Below are 21,481 nucleotides of genomic sequence, written 5' to 3' on the forward strand. Positions count from 1 at the left end.
CGCCCGGTCTCAGGGGGTGCGTCCGCCGAGGGGGCCGCGGACCTCGACGACCGCGAACCGGGCGAACAGCTCCTCGGCGTACCAGCCCTCGGTGGGCGTGCGGTTCATGACGTCGCGGTGCGCGGCGCGGCGGTGCGCGAACTCGCGCAGCGCGTCCGTCGACTCCCACACGGAGAACGTCCCCTGGTAGCCGAGCGGCGCCTCGCCGATGCCGAAGGCGCACCGCAGTCCGGGGACGGTGTGCAGCTCCTCGGCCACCGGTGGCACCGCCCGCCAGAACGAGGCCGCGCGGGTGGGGCGGAGCCGGGCGCGCGTGATGGAGGCGACGGGCCCGTCCTGCGGCGGGTGCGGTCCGCTCCCGAACGGTTCGCGGCCCGACCACTTCCCGCGGCTGCCGGCGGGGGCCAGCCGGTACTGCGTGTGCTCGCGCGCGATCCGCCCCCACGCCCGGGCCGGGCCGGAGGTGTCGAACCGGTCGGCGTCGGCCGCCGAGTCCCACGCGACGAGCGCCGCCCAGCGCAGCGGATCGGCGTCGCGGACGGTGAACGTTCGGCCGTCCCCGGTGCCCAGGAGCTTGGCGAACCCGGCGCCCGGCAGCCGCCGCAGCGCACGCCGGTCCGCCGCCATCCGCCACACGGCGCGGGGAACGTCCTGCGCCGCAACGGTCCAGACGTCCAGCGTCACGAGTTCGGGGGGTCTCACGCGGTGAGGCTATCCGCGGTCGGGGCGGCCCACCTGCTCGCGCACCACCTGCGCGCACTCCGCGGGGTGGTCCCACGTCGGGACGTGGCCGCTGTCCGGCCACTCGATCCACCGGGTGTGCGCCGGGGCGGCCTCGCGGCGGCAGAACTCCGGGGGCAGGACGCGGTCGCGGCCTCCGGCCACCACGGTCACGGGCGCGCGGACCTCCGCGGCGCGGGTGAAGGCACCCGTGGCGATCCCCGCGTCGGCGGCGGGGTAGCCCGGAGCGGTCGCGATGGCGCTCAGCGCCTCCCGGACCACCTCGACGGGCAGGCTGCGCGGCGCCGTGCTCGTCGTCGCCAGGGCGAGCGTGACGCCGATCCGCGTCGTCACGACCTGCGGCGGCAGCCGGCCCGCCCACCGCGCGAACTGCTGGCCGGTCGGCAGCAGCGGTGGCCGGCGGCGCGGGGTGGTCCACAACCCCGCGGGGGTGAAGGCCGTGACGTCGGCGACGACGCCGTCGCGTTCGCCGGCCGCGGCCTCCAGCGTCACCCACCCGCCGAGGGAGTGGCCCACGAGGTGCACCGGTTCGCCCTGCGCCGCGGCGAGGCGGCGCAACCGCCCGCCGAGCGCACGTGGGGTCATGTGGGCCGGGGGGATGGGCGGCGCCTGCCCGTGACCGGGCAGGTCGAGCAGGAGGAGGCGGTGGTCCGCGGCGAGGTGGGGCACGACGAGCGACCACGCCGTGGACGCTCCGCCCAGCCCGTGCACGAGCACGAGCAGGGGGTCGGCGGGATCGGTCGAACCGGCGCGCCGGAGGGCGAACCCCTCGAGCAGGTCGGTCATCCCCGTTCGACGCTCATCCCAGTTCGACGGGGTGCCCGCCGGTCAGGCGGAGGAGCTCGTCGTAGCGGGTGCGGAAGACGGCGTGCGGGTGGCCCGCCGGCACCCACACCTGGGGATAGGGGGCCAAAGCGACGTCGACGTACGTCGGCAGCGGCTCGGCCAGGCCCAGCGGTGACGCGGACCCGAGGACGGAGCCGGTGCGGCGCAGCACGGCGGTGTCGTCGTCGCGGAAGAGTTCGGGTTCACAGAGCACGGCCGCCAGAGCCGGGGCGAACAGCGGGTGCGCCGCGGAGGAGATGACGAACAGGTGGCGGCCGTCCCGGGTGCGCAGGACGGCGGTGGCCGCCACGGCCGGCAGCGGGACGCCCAGGTGCCGCGCGAGGTCCTCCGGACCCTGCAGGCTGGCGGGCACCTCCACCACCTCGCCCGCGGCGTCGAGGTCCAGCAGGGCCTCGGCCGTGCTCTCCACGGCCGGGACGGTGAGCACGGAGAGGGAGGGCGTGGCGGTCCCGGTCGTCGAGGACCCACCGCCCTCAGCGGGTTCCTGGCGCACCATCCACCTCATGCACCGTCAGCGTAGAACCGTTCTCGCCCCACGTCGCGGTGAGCGGGCTCGGTGTGTGACGTTCCAACCCCTGCCGGCCGCCGGCGGGTGTCGGAACGGCGCGCACGGACGCGCGGGTCGGCGGTGGGTCAGCGGTCGGGGGCCGTCAGGACGTTGCCGCCCGCGAGCACGTGGACCCCGACCCCTGGGGACACCGTGGTCGCCGTCCCCTCCACCGGTCGGTAGGGGAGCCCGGCGATCGTGTACTCCCCGGACCACGTCGTCGTCAGCGTCACCGTCCGGTCGCCGGGGGCCGTGTAGGTGTGCGTGAGGGTCTGCCGCGGGTAGGGCCGCCCCGGGTCCGCCGTGGGTCCGAGGCGCGTGCCGTCGCCCAGGTCCCACGTCCAGCTCGTCGGGGTCGCGCGGATCCGGACCGGGAACCCCAGGACGGTCGTGTCCCGGACCACCGTCCCGCCCGTCGTGCGCAGGACGAGGGGGACGCCGAGGAGCGCCTGGCCGTCGTCGGGTTGCAGCTGCACCGGGCTGGCCGGCAAACCCACCCGGCGCAGGTCCGCGGCCGTCACCGTCGGCAGGACCACCGGTGCCGCGTCCGTGGGGTCCGTCGTGCAGCGCGACCCCTGGTTCACCCACCGCGGGTCGTCCCCCGTGCGGGTCCACGTCGTCGCGAACGTCTGGCCCGGGGGGCAGGTGTTCCGCGCCGCGCCGCAGAAGTCGTCGCCGAAACTCCCCTCGGGGCCGTTGCGTCCACAGGCCGGAGTTCGGACGACGGCGGTGGCGGGAGCCCCGTCTTGGTTCAGTCTTCCGGCGGCGTTCTGAGGGCGTTTTCCTGAGGCTCCTGTCCGCCGGGTCGCCTCAACGGTGACGGCATCACCATCGGAGTATCCCCGGTGAGGTTCCTGCGCCCATGCCTTCGTCGGGTTAACGATCAGCGTCAGCGACACCGCGATGACGAGGATTGCTGTTGCCGACCTCATTCGACCTCCCGCACGACCCAGTGGTCGTCGGTCCATTTCAGCCACAGGTACCCAGTCAGATCAGACTCTGCTGGAACGTCTTCGATCAGCGAACCGTCAGCTGCGAGTAGTTGGTGGGCGGGCCGGGACAGATCGATGTCCATGTCGGTTTCGCCTGAGGCGGGATCCCAGGACAGGACGTGCGTTCCCTCGAACTGCAAGATCGTTCCAGTGCTGACGTAGCCCTTCTCCCGGTACATGTCGACCTCGTCGGCGTACGTCTGGCATCCGCTGCAGTCGTCCGTCGACAGGCTCCTCAGCAGGGTCGAGTCGCCAGTGGAACGTGCGTGATTCATCACCCGTGTGAAGTAGACGGCGAACGAACTCGCACCGTCCTGCGTGAACGTCTTCCCGAGGTCGGGCAGTTCCGGACGGGGGAGGTCGCGCGTCGACGTCGGGCTCGAGGTGGCGGTCGCCGCGGGGGTCGGAACCTCCTCGTGCGACCCCGCCCCGTGCTCGTGGTGGGGTGCCTCGCCCGACGTCGTGGTGGGTGCGGCCGCAGCTGCCGTCGCGGCCGGCACCGGGGCCGAGGGCGCCTCCTGCGAGCAACTGGTCAGCAGGCCCGCGAGGGCGAGTCCGGCGGCGGTCGCGAGGAGGGGGCGAGCGGGAGTCACGCCCCGCACGGTCGCACCTGCGCGGGGCGCGCGGAGCCGCCGGACGGGGTGCTGTGGACAAGTTCTGGGCCGTTCGGGTGACCCCGTCGAGGCGGTGACCCTCCGTCATGCGAAGTCCACGCTGCGTCCTGTGGACAACCCGGTTCGCCGTTGACGCGTCCTGAGGTCGGTGGTGTAGCTTCGAGATGTGTTCGAACCGGTGTTCGAACATGATGAGACCGCTCGAGGCGCGGTCCGGGGAGAGGGGAAGCTCCGCGGGCCGCGCCCCGAGTGCGTGCTCGCGAGCCGCTTCCCCCGGCTCGCCGCACCGCGCGCTCCTGCCGCGGTGCCGGCTCGAGTGAGGGGAAGGGTGACCACGGTGCGACGGTTCTCCGACGCGGTGCACGTCCGCTACGGCGACGCGGACGAGGGGGAGGAGACCCCCGTGCAGTTCATCTGGCGCGGCCGGCTCTACGTCGTCCGCGAGGTGCTCTCCCGTTGGCGCGAACGCAGCGCCTGGTGGGAGCACGCGGCCGTCGCCGCCGTCCACGGTGACGTCACCGACTCCGACGCCACCGGTCCGGGTGACCGTCCCGCCCGCCGCCGCGTCCTCGAGATCGGCGACCTCGAACGCGAGGTCTTCCGCGTCGAGGCCAGCGTGGGCCGGGCCGGCGGCGCAGGTGTCTACGACCTCGCCCGCGCCGTCGCCACGGGGACGGCGGCCGTGTCGGAGGTCGCTGGTACCTCTTCGTCCGAAGCGTCGGGGGACTGGCAGCTGCTGCGCGTCAGCGACTGACACCCCCGACCGACCAGACCTGACCGCACGACCGGAGGAGAACGCGATGACCACCACCTTCGACGTCCCTGCGGGCGTCCCGCGCCCGCTGACGACGGCCGCCCTCGACCTCCTCGCCCGCTGCGAGGACGAACTGATCACGGCACTGCGCACGGACGACGTGGCCGAGCGCTACGTCCACGCCCACCTCGCCGCCCTGCGCGCGGGGGCGGCGGTCGTCGCGGTGCACGGCCGCCCCGCCCGTGGCCGGCGCACCGGCGGTCCGCGCAGCGTCTGGGAGATGCTGCCCGCCCTCGACCCGGCCCTGCAGGAGTGGGCCGACCGGTTCGCCGCGACGGCGCCCGCCCGGGCGGCGGTCGAGGCCGGTCGCACCGGCGTCGTCGACGCCGCGGCCGCCGACGACCTCCTCGCCCACGCCGAGCAGTTCCACCGCGTCGTCGAGGCCACTCTCGGGCTCAGCGCCCTCCAGCCGCTCGCCGGCTGACGCGCTCGCGCGCGTCCCACCGCTCCACCCGCACGGTCCCGCACCCCCGCACCACCCGGTCTTCCCCACGGGCGCGTTCCTAAGGACGTCCCATGACCACCCTCGCCCCACCCCTCGCCGCACCGTTCCCGCACCTGCACGTCGCCTCGGGGTACTCCCTGCGGTACGGCACCTCCACCCCCTCCGCCCTCGTGGCGCGGGCCGCCGACCTCGGCATGCCGGTCCTGGCCCTGACCGACCGCGACGGCCTGTACGGCGCCGTGAAGTTCGTCCGCGCCTGCGGTGAGGCCGGTCTGGCGCCCGTGCTGGGGGTCGACCTCGCCACCACCCCGACGGGCCTGGCCGACGGCCTGCCCACCTGGGCGGACCCGTCGGTCGCGTTGCGCAGCAAGGCCTCCCGCACCCCGGTCCGCGGTGGGGCGGCGGTCGACCCGCGGTTGCCCCGCGTCACCGTCCTGGCCCTCGGCGCCGACGACGCCGGGGCGGGCCGGGGGTGGGCGGCGCTGTGCCGGCTGGTGAGCGCGACCCACCTCGGCGGGGAGCGGGGCACCCCCGTCAGCAGCCTCGACCTCGTCGCCGCCCACGCCACCACCCCGACCGGCGGCCGGCCGACGCTGGCGGTCCTGCTGGGGCCGGGGTCCGAGCTCGGCCGCGCGCTGCTGGCCCGCCGGGACGACCTCGCCCACGCGGTCCTGCGCCGGTGGCGCGAGGTGCTGCCGGCCGGCTCCCTGCACGTCGAGGTGGTCTGCCACCACGCCCCGCCGGGGACGGCCGGCAGCGTCGAGCACGCCGCCCGGATGCTCTCCTTCGCCCGTGCCGCAGGGGTTCCGGCCGTCCTGACCGCCGCCGTCCGGTCCGCCGGACCGGACGGCGGACTGACCGCCGACCTGCTCGACGCCGTCCGGCGCCTCGTGCCGCTCGACACCCGGCACACCGACCGGGTCAGCGGTCAGGGCCACCTCCTGCCCACCATCGACATGGTCCGCACCGCCGCCGACGTCGCCCACGCCGCCGGCGACCCGTCCGCGGCCGCCGACCTGCTCACCACCACCGCCGCCCTCGCCGCGCGTTCGGTGCAGGACCCGGCCACCGACCTCGGCATCGGTGGTCACCACCTGCCCGACCCCGAGGCGCTGGGGCTGACCCGGGACACCGACCAGGACGCCGTGCTGCGCGCCCGCTGCGAGGCGGGGGTCACCCGCCGCTACCCGGGGGCGGACCTCAAGCTCGAGGCGAAGGTCCTGCGCCGCCTCGACGAGGAGCTCGACACCATCGCGAAGGTCGGGTTCGCCAGCTACTTCCTCACCGTCGCGGACGTCTGCGACCTCACCCGCGGGATGGGCGTCCGGGTCGCCGCCCGTGGCTCCGGCGCCGGCAGCCTCGTCAACCACCTGCTGCGCATCTCCGACGTCGAACCCCTCGGGCACCGGTTGCTCATGGAGCGTTTCCTCAACCCGCGACGCGGTCAGCTGCCCGACATCGACCTCGACGTCGAGTCCGCCCGGCGGGAGGACGTCTACGCGGCGGTCCTCGACCGGTTCGGCGGCGACCGCGTGACCTGCGTGTCGATGATGGACAGCTACCGGGTCCGCCACGCCGTGCGGGACGTCGGTGCGGCGCTGGGGCTGCCGCCCGTGGAGGTGGACGCCATCGCCACCGCGTTCCCGCACCTGCGGGCCCGTGACGCCCGCAACGCCATCGCCGAACTGCCCGAACTCCAGCGCAGCGGGCTGGGCGAGGAACGCCTCGACGTGTTCTTCGACCTCGTCGAACGCCTCGACGGCCTCCCGCGGCACATCGCCCTGCACCCCTGCGGTGTCGTGCTGTCCAACCCCGCGCTCATGGACCGGACCCCGGTGGAGGCCAGCTGGAAGGGCTTCCCCATGAGCCAGTTCGACAAGGACGACGTCGAGGACATGGGGCTGCTCAAGCTCGACGTCCTCGGGATCCGGATGCAGTCGGCGATGGCGTACGCGGTGCAGGAGGTCGCCCGCGTGGAGGACGTCACCGTCGACCTCGACGACCGCGCCCAGGTCCCGCTCGACGACCCGGCGACCTACAAGCTGATCCAGTCCACCCGCACCCTCGGCTGCTTCCAGATCGAGTCCCCGGGCCAGCGCGAACTCGTCGGCAAGTTCGGGCCGCAGACCTTCGACGACATCATCATCGACATCTCCCTCTTCCGGCCCGGGCCGGTGAAGTCGGACATGGTGACACCGTTCCTCAAGGCCCGGCAGGGGTGGACCGAACCGCAGTACCTCGACGAGCGGCTCAAGCACGTCCTCGAACCCACGTGCGGTGTCGTGGTCTTCCACGAGCAGGTCATCGAGCTCATCCAGGCCACGACCGGGCACGACCTCGCGCTGTCCGACGAGTACCGCCGCCACCTCGGCACCCGGCTCGGCCAGGAGGAGATGGAACCGCAGTTCCGCCGGCGCGCCCTCGAGCACGGCTACCCCGCGGAGACGGTGGACCGGATCTGGGCGGTCCTCAAGGCGTTCGCCTCCTTCGGGTTCTGCAAGGCGCACGCCGCGGCCTTCGCCCTGCCGACGTACCAGTCGGCCTGGCTCAAGACCCACCACCCGGCGGCGTTCCTCGCCGGGGTCCTGACCCACGACCCTGGCATGTACCCGAAGCGGCTGATCCTCGACGACGCCCGCAACCTCGGGATCTGCGTGCTGGGGCTCGACGTCAACGCCTCCGGCGACACCTACCGGGTGGAACGCGTCGACCCGCCCGAACCGCCCCCGGCCGAGGACGTGGACAGCCTCGACCCCTGGCTCGGCGGCCGGGGGGTGCGCAACCCCGACGGACTCGGCGCCGGGGTCGCCGACGGCACCGGGTTCGGCATCCGCCTCTCGCTCACCGACGTCAAGGGCATCTCCGAGGCCGAGGTGGCGCGCATCGTCGCCGGTCAGCCCTACCGGTCGCTCGCCGACCTGTGGCAGCGCGCCCGGCCCTCGCGCCCGGTCGCCGAACGCCTCGTCCTCGCCGGGGCGCTGGACTCCCTGCACGGCATGCGCCCGGTCGGCCGGGCGGGGGACGCCGTCGCGCGCCGCGGCCGGACCACCCGGCGGGACCTGCTGCTGCAGGTCGCCGAGCTGGACCGCTGGAGCCGCTCCGCCGGCACCGCGCCGGCCCGGACGACGCCACGGACCCCGGCCCGGACGACGGCCCGGCAGGCGGGCGGACCGCCCGACGTCCGGTCCCTGGACGTGCGGGCGGCCGCGGCGGCCCAGTCGCAGGCCGCCCGCCCGGTCGACGACTCCGCCCGGACGGTGCAGCTGGCCCTCGACCTCGGCGACGCCCCCGAGGAGGTGACGCTCAGCGGGTTGCCCGACATGACCGGGCCCGAACGCGTCCGGGCCGAGCTCGACGTGCTCGGCCTGGACGCCAGCGCCCACGTCGTCGACTTCTACACACCGTTGCTGCGGGCACTGCGGGTCACCCCCGCCCGCGACCTGCGCTCCCAGCGCAGCCGCGCCGAGCTGCTCGTGGCGGGGGTGAAGGTCGCCACCCAGACCCCGCCCGTCCGCTCCGGGCGCCGGGTCGTGTTCCTCACCCTCGACGACACGACCGGCCCGCTGGACGCCACCTTCTTCGAGGACGCCCAGGGGCCGTACGCGGCGACGGTGTTCCACTCCTGGCTGCTCGTCGTGCGGGGGGTCCTGCGCCGGACCGGTCCGCGCGGGGTCTCGCTGCGGGCCACCGGCGCCTGGGAGCTGCCGGCCCTGTGGGACGCCTGGACCGCGGGCGGCACGGCTGCGGTCCACGAGCTCATCGCGGCGGCCCCGAACCCCGAGTACTCCGGTGCCGCGACGGCGGGGGCGGCCGCGAGCCGGTCCAGTCGACCGGTCGTCGCCGCCGCGCCCGCGAACCCGCCGACCCACCTCGAGGAGCACGGTTCGGCGGCCGGGGGGATGGGACGGCGCCGGGTCCTCGTGCACGCCAGCGGGTTCCGGCAGTCGCCGTACGCCGACCTCAAACCCGCGGGGGAGGACTCCCGCAACTCCCGCTCCATCGGCCGCGCCCCCGCGGCGCAGCCGTCCGACAGCGCGCCGGAGCGCAAGCTCTGGCACTCCAGTTCCGGCAGTTCGGGGAGGTGAGGACCACGGTGACGGGCAGGGTGGCGGACACGGTGGCGGACACGGTGGCGGTGCAGGTGCACGGGCACGTCGGGGCGGGGTGTCTAGGGTGGAGTCGCGCAGTGCCGGGCGCACCACGACCGGCGCGAGGATCCGCACGGGGACCCGCACGAGGCTGGAGGAACGAGTGGCGAAGGAACGGGGCCGCCCCCGCACGTCGACGGTCCTCTGGGAGGGGGTCCAGCGTCTGCTCGCCGCAGCGAGCGCGGACCTGGGCACCGACGAGCTCACCGTCGTCGACCTCGGTGGCGGGACCGGTGGTCTCGCGGTGCGCGTGGCGGCCCTCGGGCACCGCGTCGTGGTCGTCGACCCCTCACCCGACGCGCTCGCCGCGCTGGAACGCCGGACCGCCGAGGCGGGTCTGTCCGACCGGGTCCGCCCGCTGCAGGGCGACGCCACCGAGTTGTCCGCCCTGCTCGCTCCCGGCAGCGTCGACGTGCTGCTGTGCCACGGCGTCCTCGAGGTCGTCGACGACCCGGCCGCCGCGCTGCGCGCCGCCCACGAGGCGCTGCGTCCCGGGGGGCGGCTCAGCCTCCTCGTCGCCCAGTGGCCCGCCAGCGTCCTGGCCCGGGCCCTGGCCGGTCAGCTCGCGCAGGCCCTGCACGTCCTGTCCACCGAGGAGCACCGCTGGGGTCCGAGCGACCCGTTGTGCCGCCGGTTCGACCGGGCCGGGGCAACGGCGCTCGCCGAGCAGGGCGGTTTCACCGTCACCGCGGTCGAAGGCACCCGCACGTTCAGCGACGTCGTGCCCTCCGCCGTCACCGAGTCCGACGACGCCCTGGCGCTCCTGCGCGAGCTGGAGTCCCGCGCCGCGGGCACCGAGGAGCTGCTCGGCCTGGCCGGGCACCTGCACCTGCACGCCACCCGCTGACCCCACCGCGTCCGCCTCCCGGGCGGGCGGGGGGAGCACCCGGTGAGCCGCCGGCAGCTGGTGCGTCCCGATCCCTCGAGCGGGTGGGGCCTGGACGACGACGACACCGGGTGCACGGTGCTGCACGTCGACATGGACGCGTTCTACGCCTCCGTCGAACTGCTGCGCCGGCCCGACCTCGTCGGCACCCCCGTCATCGTCGGCGGGGGTGACCGCGGCGTCGTGCTGTCCGCCACCTACGAGGCCCGCCGGTACGGCGTCCACGCGGCCATGCCGATGGCCCGCGCCCGCCGGCTGTGCCCGACGGCGACGGTCCTGGTGCCCCACCACGAGGACTACGCGCGGATCTCCGCGGGGGTCATGGAGGCGTTCCGCTCGGTCACCCCCGTCGTCGAACCGCTCAGCCTCGACGAGGCGTTCCTCGACGTGTCCGGTGCGGTCCGCCGCCTCGGCAGCCCCGCCCGGATCGGGCAGTTGCTGCGCGACCGCGTCGCCGACGAGCAGGGCATCACCTGCTCGGTCGGGGTGGCCTCGACGAAGTTCGTCGCCAAGCTGGCCTCCGGCGGGGCCAAACCCGACGGACTGCTCGTCGTCCCGCACGCCCAGACGGTCGCCTTCCTGCACGCCCTGCCCGTCGAGGCCCTGTGGGGCGTGGGGGAGCGCACCGCCGAGGCGCTGGGACGGCTCGGGCTGCGCACGGTCGCCGACATCGCCCACACCCCCGTCACCACCCTCGTCCGCGGGTTGGGCGAGGCGACGGGCCGGCACCTGCACGCCCTGGCCTGGGGCCGCGACGAGCGCCGTGTCGTCGCCTCGGTGCCCGAACGCAGCATCGGCTCGGAGGAGACGTTCCCCCGGGACGTCGACGACGCCCGGTACGTGCACCGCGAACTGCTGCGGCTGGCCGAGCGGACGGCCTCCCGGGCGCGGTCCCAGGGGATGGCCGGGCGCACGGTCGTCCTGAAGGTCCGGTTCGCCGACTTCACGACGATCACCCGCTCCCGCACCCTGCGCGAACGCACCGACGTGACCCGGGAGATCCACGCCACCGCCCGGGACCTGTTCGACGGTCTCGCCCTGGACCGGGCCCGGCTGCGGCTCGTGGGCGTCCGGCTCGAAGGGCTGGCGGAGTCCGCGACCGCCCCCCGCCAGCTGGTCCTGGGCGAGCGGGCCCACGGCTGGCGCGACGCCGACGGGGCGGTGGACCGGGCGAGCGCCCGCTTCGGTGCCGGGAGTGTGAGACCGGCCACCCTGCTGGCCCGCCGCTGACGGGGCGCCGGGGTCCTCACCCGGACGGCGCACGCCTCTGACCTGCGGTGGAACCGACGGCGACCCTGCGTCGTTCTCCCGTTCGAGGGACGAGACACGCCAACTGCGCCACAGCACGCCCTCCCGTGAGGGACGATGTGGTAAGTCGAGTTTCGCCCATCGCCGCGGGGACATAGTCTTGGACAACAACGTGCGCACGCCAGGAGGTACAGGTGCCGCTCTCGGAACATGAGCAGCGTCTGCTCGAGCAGATGGAACGTGCGCTGTCCGCGGACGATCCCAAGTTCGCCAACGCCATGAAGGGCTCCCGCCACGGACGCGCCGCCAGACGGCGCCTCCTCATCGGCATCGCTGCCGTGGTGGTGGGGCTCGTGCTCCTCATCATCGGGGCCAGCACGAGTCAGATCTGGCTGGGGGCGGGCGGATTCATCGTCATGCTCGCCGGCACGATCTGGGCCTTCTCACCGGCACGGGGGACGACCGGTGCGGCCAGCGGGCAGCCTCCCACCACGGGCGCTCCGCGCCCGCCGCGAGCGGGGAAGTCGCGGCGCAGCGGATCGTTCATGGAACGGCTCGAACAGCGATGGGACCGCCGACGCGGTCAGTGGTGAGTTCTTCCTCACCGCCAGCCAGACGGTGAGCTCGGAACGGGCGTCGTGGGAAGTCCCACGGCGCCCGTTCTGCGTCCCGGACCAGCCCCGCCGGACCCGGACAGCGGCAGGGCCCGCCCCCGTGGGGGGACGGGCCCTGGGTGTGGCGGGGGACGTCAGTCCCGGTCCCACCAGTCCAGCAGGCGGCGGACGCCCGCCATCGGGAAGTACCGGGCCCGCCACCGGACCCAGCGCGGCCGCCCCGCGGCCACGGACGCGACGACGGCGTCGACGTCCGCGCGAACGAGCCGCCCTGCCTGCCGGTCGGTCCGCTGCTCCACGAGGACCCCACCACCGCCCGCGGTGGACCCCGACCCGAAGCGGGCGCTCTCCACCGCCGCACGCAGCCGCGTCAGCTGCCCGGCCGCGACCGAGCCGGAGCCCGTGAACTCCGACAGGCTGCTCGCCCGCTGTCGCGGTGTCGTCGACGGGGGCCAGCTGACCCCGAGGTCGTGGACCCTGTCGTCCAGTTCCGCCCACGCCGCCTCGGCCGACGACGGGGTGTCCACCACCCGGGTCCACCGACGGCGGACGAGCAGCGCCGTCGACACCCACGGCGTGAGCACCGCGACGAGGAGCAGCAGGGCCCCGAGGATCCACCCCCACGGCAGGGCCAGGAAGCGGTCCCAGCCGGTCGGCGCGGTCGTGGTCGCCGCGTCCGTGGCGCTCGTCGTGCTCGTGCTCGAGGTCGCGCTCGGCGCCGCGCTGGGCTGCACGGGCGCCAGCGACCCGGTCTGACCCGGCGTCGAAGGGGTCGGGGCGATCGCCGGCACGGAGTAGCCGGGGGACTGACCGGTGCGGGTCGCGGGCGTCGGCTCGAACCGCACCCAGCCCACCCCCTCGAAGAACAGCTCGGGCCAGGCGTGCGCGTCCTGCGCGCTGATCCGCCACTGGCTCGGCGCCCCGTTCTGCCCGGTCCGCGTCTCCTGACCGGGAAGAAAGCCGATGGCGACCCGGGCCGGGATGTTCAGCGACCGCGCCATGACGGCCATGGCCGAGGCGAACTGCACGCAGAACCCCGACTTCTCCGACAGGAAGGTCGCGACCGCGTCGCTGCCGCCGTCGTTGGGGGCGGTCGTGGAGTAGGTGAACCCGCCGCTGGACCGGAAGTACCGCTGCAGCAGGGCCGCCTTCTCGTAGGCGTCCCGGCCGTCGGCCGTCACCTGCCGGGCGGTCTCGGCGACGACGGCCGGCATCTGCGGCAGCTTCGTGTACCGCTCCTGGATGTCGCCGGGCGCCGGTGGCGCGGCCCGCAGTTCCTGCTCGGTCGGCTGCACCTCGAGGTGCGTCACGGTGTACGAGCGACCGCGGGTCGTCTCCCCGTCGCCGACGACGTTGAGGCTGTCTGTCTCGTACAGCCAGTCACCGGCGATGTCGACGCGCAGCGCGGGGTAGGGCAGCGGCAGGTAGGTCTGGTCCAGACCGCGGACCGAGATCTGCGTGGTCCGGACGGTGGAGGCCTCCCGCACGGCGTCGGACAGCCCGGGTGCCGGGCTCAGACCGTCCTGCACGCGCTGCCGGCGGGGGATGTCGGCGCCCGTGCTCGGCGCCCACGTCTCACCGTCGAAGACGTCGGCCGTCACGATCCGCAGCGGAGCGGGGTCCGGTTCGTCCGTCGTGTACGTGACGATGGTCGCGTCCGAGCGGGCCCCCAGGGAGGCCTTGAGGTTGAGGATCGGGTTGATGACGGCGATGGTGTCGCCCGGCCCGGTGTTGATCGTCAGCGGCCGTTCGTCCAGTCCGGGGACGGCCGCCGGGACGGCCACCGCGGCGACGAGGGCGATGGCGGCCGTGGCGCTCGCGGTCACCCCGGCGACCGACCGGCCACCGCTCGCGGAGCGGGAACGGCGGGCGGGGGAGCGGCGCTCACCGGCGAGCAGGACGAGGTAGGGGATGCCGGCCAGGACGAAGACGACGGCGCCCGACCCGCCGGGCGCGAGGGCCAGCGGCACGGCCATGACCCCGAGGAGTGGCAGGCCGGCCAGGGCGGGACGGCGCAGGGTGACGGCGAAGAGGTCCACCGCGAGGGCGACGAGCCCGGCACCGGAGACGAGGAGCAGGCGCAGTCCGCGCAGGTCCACCGCGGGGACGCTGTAGCGCTGGATGACCTGCACCCCGTCCGTCGCCAGCTGGACGATCCGCCCGACCGTGCCGGGGGTCGGCAGGACCCCAGCCAGGGCGGTCCCGCCGGAGAACAGCAGCACGAGGACGAGGACCACGACGACGGCCTGGACGGCGACGGCCAGACCCGGCCGGTGGAAGAGGCCGCGGACGAGGAGACCGGCCCCCGCCACGGCGCACACCATCCCCAGTGCTCCGACGAGCCAGCCCGAGGAGACGACGAGCGGGTGCAGCGTGAGGACGGCGGCCGCACTGGCGGCCGCCGCCCACAGGGTGGTCCGGGCGGTGCGGGTCACGACGGGACCTCCCTGGGGGCGGGGGTGGACGAGGGATGGTTGCCCCGGGCGTCCACGCGCGTCAACCGGGCCCACACATCGGGTACGGCGTCACCCGGCCCGGCGACGGCCGTGCGCCAGCCCGCGCGGGCCAGGACCAGCCGGGCGCGCTCCAGACCCGGCGGCAGGGTCCGCGTCGCGTCGTCGCCCGTGCGCCGGGCGGCCGCCCCGGCCCAGTCGTCGGTCCGCAGGAGCACCGCGAGGGCGGGGACCCCCAGGGGCCGGGCGGCCAGCAGGGGTGCGACGTCGTCCTCGTCCACGGCCCCCAGGACGGCCACGAGGAGGGTCGCCTCGGCGCGGCCGAGCTCGGCCACCGAGCGGGCCAGGCCGTCGAGGGCACCGGGACGCAACCGGGCGAGGGACCGCATGAGGCCGCGGACGGCGGAGGTCTCGTCCAGTTCGCGCGGGGGGTCGTAGGTCCCGTCGTGCAGCAGCCGGACGCGGTGCCGGCGGCGCTGGAGGTGGGCCGCCGCGGAGGCACCGGCGCTGATGGCCCACTCGAGGGACGAGCCCGCCCCGCGGCCGCGGTGCGCGCCCTCGCGGGTGTCGAGCAGGACGACGACGTCGGGTCGGCCGGGGTGCTCGTCGGAACGCACCATGACGGCCCCCCGGCGGGCGGTCGAGCGCCAGTGGACGCGGCGCAGGTCGTCGCCGACGCGGTACTCCCGGATGGACACGTCGTCGGGGGCGGCCGCTGCGGACGCGCTGGCGGACGACCCGCGCGCTCCGCCGAGCTCGCCGAGGGTGAGCTCGGTCAGGGGGTGCACCCGCGGCAGGACGTCGAGGACGACGGAGCTGCCCAGCACCCGCCGTGCGCGCACGAGACCGAAGACGTCAGAGGCGACGACGGTCGCCGGGCCGAGGGGGTAGGACCCGCGCACCTCGGACCTGACCTTGTACTCGAGGTCGAGGGTCTGCCCTTCCCGGACCCGCGGGACCGGCAGGCGCGCCGTCCCGCCCAGGGCCAACGGGGCGGCGTCCTCCACGGTCAGGCGGACCCCGGCCCGGGCCCGGCCCACGACGGAGAGGCGGACCGTGCTCGACACCCCGGCCTCCACGAGCTCGTCCTTCGACCTCGACACCAGGTCGAGGGTGCGGACGGCCCGGCCCGTGGACCAGACCGCCACGAGGACGAGGACGAGGAGGAGGACGCCGATCCGGAGGATGTCGCGCTGCCCGAACACCGGGCCGCCGACCAGCGCCACGAGGCCGACCGCGGAGAAGGCCCACCCGCGGGCGGTGGGTCGGGCGCCACCGAGGGTCACGGGGTCCCGCTCACCGGGGCGAGGGGAGGGCCGTGGTGCGCAGCACGTCGGTCACGACGTCGCCACCGTCGCGGCCGGCCAGCAGCGCATCGGCCGTCAGGAGCAGCCGGTGGGCGACGACGGGGACCGCGAGGGCCTGGACGTCGTCGGGCAGGACGTGGTCGCGGCCCTCCAGGGCGGCGCGCGAGCGGGCCGTGCGCAGCAGGTGCAGCGCGGCGCGGGGGGAGGCGCCGAGCCGGAGGTCGGGGTGGGTCCGGGTGCGCCGCACCAGGTCCACCACGTACTGCTTGAGCGCCTCGGCGGCGTGCACGCCGCGCACGGCCCCGGCCAGGGCCCGCACCTCGGCGACGTCGACCACGGGCGTCACCGCGTCCAGCGGGGTGGCGCCCCCGTGCTCGCTGAGCATCGTCAGCTCGGCGTCCGCCGACGGGTAGCCCATCGAGATGCGCGCCGTGAACCGGTCGCGCTGCGCCTCGGGCAGGGGGTAGGTCCCGTCCATCTCGACGGGGTTCTGCGTGGCGAAGACGATGAACGGGCGGTCCAGCTTCCACGTCGTGCCGTCGACGGTGACCTGGCCCTCCTCCATGCACTCCAGCAGCGCAGACTGGGTCTTGGGGGAGGCGCGGTTGATCTCGTCGCCGATGACGACGTTGGCGAAGACGGCGCCGGGCCGGAACTCGAAGGCCGCGCGCTCCTGGTTCCAGATGCTCGACCCGGTCACGTCGCTGGGCAGCAGGTCCGGGGTGAACTGGATGCGCCGCACGGTCCCGTCGATGGCCCTGGCCAGCGACTTGGCAAGCATCGTCTTGCCCACACCGGGCACGTCCTCGACGAGCAGGTGCCCCTCGGCGAACAGGACGGTGAGCGCCAGGCGCACCGTCTCGTCCTTGCCCTGGATGACGCGGTCCACGGTCGTCGCGAGGTCGTCGGCGACGCCGCGCAACCTCTCGAGCGCGGCGGGCAGCTCCGCCGGATCCAGCGCCCGGGGTTCGGCGGGGTGGGTACCGGGAAGTGCGCTCGTCGTGGTCACGTGCCCTCGTCTCGTTCGTGGACGTCGCGAGTTCGAACGTCCGGACCCGGCGACCGGTGCCCGGGACGAGGGCCGCGAGCGGACCTGCGACCGGGCTCCGCTGCCGATCGCCCCCACTCTGCCCCACGGGGCACCCCCTCCGCCCGTTCACGGGCGAGGTCCTGGGGCCACCGGGACCGCGACTTCTCCCCACTTCCCTCCACCGCCGGCCGCACCCGCCCCCCAAGCGCCCCGGGACGGCCCTCAGAGGGGGTTCTGGTGCCGTGTGCACGCAGTGACGACGAGGTGGGGGCCTCGCGCCCCTCCACTGTGCTCCACCGCCTCTGACCTGCAGCGACACTGCACATGTCCGGTCACTCTGAGTCGATTGACGTTGACGGTGGAGGAAAGTGGAGTACCGTGGAGGAGTCCGGTCCGCAGAGGCCCGGACACGAGGACTCGACCACGGACGACGGACCGATCGGGTGGGGGTGCGCGGTGTTCCTGGGCACCCACACGCCCCGTCTGGACGACAAGGGCCGACTGATCCTCCCGGCGCGTTTCCGGGACCAGTTGCTCGACGGTCTGGTCATCACCAGGGGGCAGGACCGCTGCCTCTACCTCTTCCCGATGCAGGAGTTCAGCCGGATGCACGAGGAGCTGCGGCAGGCGCCGCTCACCAACAAGGAGGCGCGCGACTACCAGCGCGTCTTCCTGTCGGGTGCCTCGAGCGAGGTGCCGGACAAGCAGGGCCGGTTCACCGTGCCCCCGCTGCTGCGTCAGTACGCGGCCCTCGACCGCGACGTCGCCGTCATCGGTGCCGGCAGTCGCGTCGAGCTCTGGGACCTGCCCACGTGGGAGGCCTACCTGGAGGGCGCCGAGTCCGCCTTCGCCGAACGCAGCGAGGAGGTCCTCCCGGGGATCCTCTGATCCTCACCCTCAAGTCGAGGTCGAGACTTGGGGGATCCGTCGGACGCGGCCTCCAGCCGCCCGGACCCACGGGTCCTGACGCCACTTCCCCGGCGCCAGGGCCGGCGGGCACGAGCGGATGGGGACCGGGTCCGACGGCGGGACCGGTGGGAGCACCGGGGGCCGGTAGGCGCAGCGAGCAGAGCGAACAGGTGGAGGCGTCCCGGCCGGGGCGCCGGGGCGGCACGACGGACAGCGGGGCAGGGGGTGGTGGCGGTGGGTGGACAGCACCCGTCCTCCGACGACCCCACGGGAACGGGGGAGCGCGCCGCGGAGGCCGCCGAGCGGCACGCGCCCGTCCTGCTGGAGCGCTGCACGCAGGTGCTCTCGCCCGCCCTGGAGCACGACGGTGCCGTGAGCGTGGACCTCACCCTGGGCATGGGCGGTCACGCCGCGGAGCTGCTGCGGAGCCACCCCGGGCTGCGGCTCGTCGGCATGGACCGCGACCCCCAGGCGCTCGAGCTCGCCGCGCACCGCCTCCACGAGTTCGGTGACCGCGTCACCCTCGTCCACTCGGTCTCCGACCGCTTCGCCGACGCCCTCGACGACCTCGGTCTCGAGACGGTCGACGCGGTGTTCCTCGACCTCGGCGTGTCCTCGCTGCAGCTCGACGAGGACGACCGGGGTTTCTCCTACTCCCGCGACACCCCGCTGGACATGCGGATGGACCCGACGACGGGCCTCACGGCCGCCGACGTCCTCAACACCTACTCGCACAGCGAGTTGACGCGGCTCCTGCGGACGTGGGGCGAGGAGAAGTTCGCCCCGCGCATCGCCTCGGCCGTCGTGCGCGAACGCGAGCGCGAACCGTTCACGAACTCGGCGCGGCTGGTGGACCTGGTGCGCGCCAACGTTCCTGCCGCCACCCGTCGCACCGGCGGGAACCCCGCCAAGCGGACGTTCCAGGCGTTGCGCATCGCCGTGAACGACGAGCTCGGGGTCGTGGAACGCACGCTCCCGACGGCCTTCGAACGCCTCGCGCCGGACGGCCGGCTGGCCGTCCTGACGTTCCACTCCCTCGAGGACCGCATCACCAAGAATGTTCTGCGGCAACTGTCCTCGAGTTCCGCGCCGCCGGACCTGCCGTTCGTCCCCGCGGGTTCGGGGCCGCGCGCCGAACTCCTCACCAGGGGTGGGGAACAGGCCGGCCCGGACGAACTCGCCGAGAATCCCCGGGCGGCGTCGGCGCGCCTCCGCGCCGTGCGTCGCCTGCCCGAGCAGGATCGGTCCCGTTCCAGCGGCCGCGCCGCCACCCGGAACCCCCGGCCGCAGGACACCCCCCGCACCACCCACCAGACCAGCCAGCTCGAGCCGGACCACGGCACGACCGACGGAAGGACGCCGTGATGAGCCAGCCCCTGATCGCGGCCCGGAACGCTCCGGTCCGCCAGCTCAAGACGTCCGCCGAGCCCCGTCCCGAGCTGCAGGTCGTCACGCCCCCGGCCACCCACCGGCTGCGCCTGCCGCTGCCCGTGGCGTGCGTCCTGCTGCTGACCCTCGGGCTGCTCGGACTCCTCATGACGAACATCGCCATCGCGGGCGACGCGTACAAGATCACCGACCTGCAGGTGACGAGCGGCCGGCTCGCCGACCAGCAGCAGGCCGTCGCCGAGGACCTCGCGCAGCAGTCCTCCCCGGAGCACCTGGCGACCCGCGCGGGCCAGCTCGGCATGGTCCCCGCCCCCGACGCCGTCCACCTCACCGCGGCCGGCGCCGTGGGCAAGGCCACCCCGGCTCCGAAGGCGTCGACCCCCGCGGCGACCCCGCCGGTCGCGAGCACCGATCCCCAGCCTCACGGTCAGACGCCGGCCGCCCGCTGAGGCCGCAGCCCACCCCCGAGGTCGAAGAGGTACCCGCGTGTCCCGTCGCCGCACCCGCCCCGACGAGCTGGACCCCCGCCCGCGCCCGGACATGCGCATGCGCGTCTACACCCTCGGGGTGCTCGGCGGGCTGACCGTCCTCGGCGGCCGCCTCGTCCAGCTGCAGGGGGCCGACGCGAGCAAGCTCGCCGACCGGGCGCTGGAGCAGCGCACGTCCGTCACGACGCTGTACGCCAAGCGCGGCGACATCCTCGACACCAAGGGCGTCGTGCTCGCCACCTCGGTCGAGCGGCGCGACGTCATCGCCGACCCCAAGGCGATCAGCGGCTTCAACCTGCGCAACGGCAAGCCGTACAAGAAGGCCCTGGGCACGGGACCGGCCGGCGCCGCGAAGCTGCTGGCCCCCGTGCTCGGCATCGACGAGGCCACCCTCACGGCCAAGCTGACCGGGAACACCCACTACGCCGTCGTGGCCCTCGGCATCACCCCCGAGCTGTGGCAGCAGGTGTCGGACCTGGACATCCCTGGGATCACGTCCCAGCGCCAGACCCAGCGCATCTACCCCACGGGGAGCGCGTCCTCGACGCTCGTCGGTGTCCTGGGCACCCCCGACCAGGACAAGAAGACCAAGGCCTTCACCGACAAACCCCTCTCCGGTCTGGAGGAGGCGCGCAACTCCCTGCTCCTGGGCACGAACGGCTGGATGCGCTACGAGCGCAGCGCCGGCGGGCAGGAGATCCCGCTCGGGGACCGCGAGACCGTCGAACCCGTCGACGGCACGTCCCTGCGCCTGACGATCGACTCCGACCTGCAGTGGAAGGCCCAGTCGGCCATCGCCGCGAAGGTGGCCGAGACGGGTGCGGAGTCCGGCACCGTCGTCATCATGGACAAGGAGCAGCGGCTCCTCGCCCTGGCCAGCGCCCCGAGCCTGGACCCGACGAACCTCGTGAACCTCACCAACGACCAGCTGCAGAACACCGCGTTGACGAAGGTGTTCGAACCGGGGTCGACGGCCAAGGTCGTCACCATGGCGGCGGCCCTGGAGGAAGGTGTCGTCACGGCGGGCAGCCAGTTCGTCGTCCCGGGCGAACTCCCGCGCTACGACAAGACCTTCCACGACTCGCACCCGCACGGCGACGAGAAGCTCACGCTCGCAGGAATCCTCGCCCAGTCCAGCAACATCGGGACCATCCTGGCGGGGGAGAAGCTGAACGCCGACCTCCGCACGACGTCCACGATCCTGCACGACTACCACGTCGCCTTCGGGTTCGGCGCCAAGACGACCCTGAAGTTCCCCGGCGAGAGCGGCGGGATCCTCGGCGACCCCGCGAAGTACTCCGGGACGCAGCGGTACACGGTGATGTTCGGCCAGGGGTTGTCGGTGACCGCGGTCCAGGCCGCGTCGGTGTTCGCGACGATCGCGAACGACGGCGTGCGCGTCGAGCCCACGCTCATCGCGGGCACCTCCGACCCGGACGGCAACTACCGCACCGAACCCGCCGGGGCCAGTTCCCGCGTGATCAGCGCCGCCACCGCGACGACCCTGCGGAACATGATGCAGGCCGTCGTCAGCGAGGCCGGCACGGCGGCCGCCGCCGAGATCCCCGGCTACCTCGTGGCCGGCAAGACCGGGACGGCCAACCGCTACGACGTCGACCTCGGCCGGTACTCCGGCTACACCGCCTCGTTCATCGGGCTCGCCCCCGCCGACGACCCCGAACTCGTGGTGGCCGTGATCCTGCAGGACCCCAAGACCAACTACTACGGCGGTTCCGCGGCCGGGCCGGTGTTCAAGGACGTCATGACGTACGCCCTGGCCCAGCGCGGGGTGGCCCCCTCGGCCGAACCCCCGGCCGACCTCCCGCTGACGTGGGGCGGGGACGACAGCGCCCAGCAGGACATCAGCACCGGCGCGGTCGCGGACACGGCCGGTCAGTGAGCCTCCCCACCGCCCGTCCCGAGGGCCGCGCCCCGGCCCGCCCGACACCGACGACACCCGGTCCGGGCGGTTCGGACCGGACGCCTCGGGCGGGTAGCCTCCCACCGTGC

18 protein-coding genes are annotated in these 21,481 nt (G+C 74.5%); 10 read left to right on the plus strand and 8 right to left on the minus strand.

The genetic code is table 11. From position 1 onward, the window contains the following. Window positions 1-9: 9 nt before the first annotated feature. From AB0637_RS06770 to AB0637_RS06790, 5 genes are all read right to left on the minus strand, one after another. Window positions 10-702, minus strand: a complete 693-nt coding sequence (locus AB0637_RS06770; RefSeq protein WP_366170622.1) for a monooxygenase — start codon at window positions 700-702, stop codon at window positions 10-12. A gap of 9 nt (window positions 703-711) precedes the next feature. Then, window positions 712-1,527, minus strand: a complete 816-nt coding sequence (locus tag AB0637_RS06775) for an alpha/beta hydrolase (protein ID WP_366170624.1) — start codon at window positions 1,525-1,527, stop codon at window positions 712-714. 13 nt (window positions 1,528-1,540) lie between these two features. Continuing rightward, window positions 1,541-2,092 (minus strand): YbaK/EbsC family protein, encoded by a 552-nt coding sequence (locus tag AB0637_RS06780; protein WP_366170626.1) that lies wholly within the window; start codon window positions 2,090-2,092, stop codon window positions 1,541-1,543. A 128-nt stretch (window positions 2,093-2,220) separates the two neighbouring features. Further along, window positions 2,221-2,718 (minus strand): PKD domain-containing protein, encoded by a 498-nt coding sequence (locus AB0637_RS06785; RefSeq protein ID WP_366170628.1) that lies wholly within the window; start codon window positions 2,716-2,718, stop codon window positions 2,221-2,223. 344 nt (window positions 2,719-3,062) lie between these two features. Continuing rightward, on the minus strand, window positions 3,063-3,719 hold the full coding sequence (locus tag AB0637_RS06790; protein WP_366170630.1) for a DUF6318 family protein: 657 nt from the start codon (window positions 3,717-3,719) through the stop codon (window positions 3,063-3,065). 358 nt (window positions 3,720-4,077) lie between these two features. On the opposite strand from AB0637_RS06790, the gene AB0637_RS06795 reads away from it, so the two are divergent. From AB0637_RS06795 to AB0637_RS06820, 6 genes are all read left to right on the plus strand, one after another. Next, the gene (locus tag AB0637_RS06795; RefSeq protein WP_366170632.1) at window positions 4,078-4,494 is read left to right on the plus strand and encodes a DUF6504 family protein; all 417 of its coding nucleotides are present in this window, start codon (window positions 4,078-4,080) and stop codon (window positions 4,492-4,494) included. 46 nt (window positions 4,495-4,540) lie between these two features. Continuing rightward, complete coding sequence (locus AB0637_RS06800; RefSeq protein WP_366170634.1) at window positions 4,541-4,978, plus strand: SAV_6107 family HEPN domain-containing protein; 438 nt, start codon at window positions 4,541-4,543, stop codon at window positions 4,976-4,978. A 92-nt stretch (window positions 4,979-5,070) separates the two neighbouring features. Then, window positions 5,071-9,084 (plus strand): DNA polymerase III subunit alpha, encoded by a 4,014-nt coding sequence (dnaE, locus tag AB0637_RS06805; protein ID WP_366170636.1) that lies wholly within the window; start codon window positions 5,071-5,073, stop codon window positions 9,082-9,084. A gap of 88 nt (window positions 9,085-9,172) precedes the next feature. Beyond that, window positions 9,173-9,994 carry a methyltransferase domain-containing protein gene (locus AB0637_RS06810; protein WP_366170638.1) on the plus strand — a complete coding sequence of 274 codons (822 nt, stop codon included), beginning with the start codon at window positions 9,173-9,175 and terminating at the stop codon, window positions 9,992-9,994. Between the two features lie 42 nt (window positions 9,995-10,036). Continuing rightward, on the plus strand, window positions 10,037-11,263 hold the full coding sequence (dinB, locus tag AB0637_RS06815) for a DNA polymerase IV (RefSeq protein ID WP_366170640.1): 1,227 nt from the start codon (window positions 10,037-10,039) through the stop codon (window positions 11,261-11,263). Window positions 11,264-11,475: 212 nt separating this feature from the next. After that, a complete protein-coding gene (locus AB0637_RS06820; RefSeq protein ID WP_366170642.1) occupies window positions 11,476-11,874 on the plus strand; it encodes a DUF3040 domain-containing protein in 399 nt (132 codons plus the stop codon). A 155-nt stretch (window positions 11,875-12,029) separates the two neighbouring features. Here AB0637_RS06820 and AB0637_RS06825 read toward each other — a convergent pair whose 3' ends face one another. Genes AB0637_RS06825 through AB0637_RS06835 form a run of 3 tightly spaced genes read right to left on the minus strand, consistent with a single transcriptional unit; the run spans window position 12,030 to window position 16,664 of the window. After that, the gene (locus AB0637_RS06825; protein ID WP_366170644.1) at window positions 12,030-14,330 is read right to left on the minus strand and encodes a DUF3488 and transglutaminase-like domain-containing protein; all 2,301 of its coding nucleotides are present in this window, start codon (window positions 14,328-14,330) and stop codon (window positions 12,030-12,032) included. Further along, window positions 14,327-15,634, minus strand: coding sequence for a DUF58 domain-containing protein (locus AB0637_RS06830; RefSeq protein WP_366170646.1), 1,308 nt, complete (start codon window positions 15,632-15,634; stop codon window positions 14,327-14,329). The genes AB0637_RS06825 and AB0637_RS06830 overlap by 4 nt, the downstream gene beginning before the upstream one ends. 10 nt (window positions 15,635-15,644) lie before the next feature. After that, complete coding sequence (locus AB0637_RS06835; protein ID WP_366170648.1) at window positions 15,645-16,664, minus strand: MoxR family ATPase; 1,020 nt, start codon at window positions 16,662-16,664, stop codon at window positions 15,645-15,647. Window positions 16,665-17,141: 477 nt separating this feature from the next. Between AB0637_RS06835 and mraZ the strand changes: the two genes are divergently transcribed. The 4 genes from mraZ to AB0637_RS06855 all read left to right on the plus strand — a co-directional run bounded on the left by mraZ (window position 17,142) and on the right by AB0637_RS06855 (window position 21,371). Then, window positions 17,142-17,573, plus strand: coding sequence for a division/cell wall cluster transcriptional repressor MraZ (gene mraZ / locus AB0637_RS06840; protein WP_366170650.1), 432 nt, complete (start codon window positions 17,142-17,144; stop codon window positions 17,571-17,573). Between the two features lie 255 nt (window positions 17,574-17,828). Next, window positions 17,829-18,959, plus strand: a complete 1,131-nt coding sequence (gene rsmH, locus AB0637_RS06845; protein ID WP_366170652.1) for a 16S rRNA (cytosine(1402)-N(4))-methyltransferase RsmH — start codon at window positions 17,829-17,831, stop codon at window positions 18,957-18,959. After that, on the plus strand, window positions 18,959-19,432 hold the full coding sequence (locus AB0637_RS06850; RefSeq protein WP_366170654.1) for a hypothetical protein: 474 nt from the start codon (window positions 18,959-18,961) through the stop codon (window positions 19,430-19,432). Before rsmH ends, AB0637_RS06850 begins: the two co-directional genes overlap by 1 nt. Window positions 19,433-19,469: 37 nt before the next feature. Further along, a complete protein-coding gene (locus AB0637_RS06855) occupies window positions 19,470-21,371 on the plus strand; it encodes a penicillin-binding protein 2 (RefSeq protein WP_366170656.1) in 1,902 nt (633 codons plus the stop codon). Window positions 21,372-21,481 lie beyond the last annotated feature (110 nt).

This window comes from Kineococcus sp. NPDC059986 (assembly GCF_040702905.1).
GTDB lineage: Bacteria > Actinomycetota > Actinomycetes > Actinomycetales > Kineococcaceae > Kineococcus.

Coding starts and splice junctions, on each gene's coding strand:
- AB0637_RS06775 (WP_366170624.1), bottom strand. CDS start 1,527: ATGACCGACCTGCTCGAGGGGTTCGCCCTCCGGCGCGCCGGTTCGACC.
- AB0637_RS06780 (WP_366170626.1), bottom strand. CDS start 2,092: ATGAGGTGGATGGTGCGCCAGGAACCCGCTGAGGGCGGTGGGTCCTCG.
- AB0637_RS06800 (WP_366170634.1), top strand. CDS start 4,541: ATGACCACCACCTTCGACGTCCCTGCGGGCGTCCCGCGCCCGCTGACG.
- dnaE (WP_366170636.1), top strand. CDS start 5,071: ATGACCACCCTCGCCCCACCCCTCGCCGCACCGTTCCCGCACCTGCAC.
- AB0637_RS06850 (WP_366170654.1), top strand. CDS start 18,959: ATGAGCCAGCCCCTGATCGCGGCCCGGAACGCTCCGGTCCGCCAGCTC.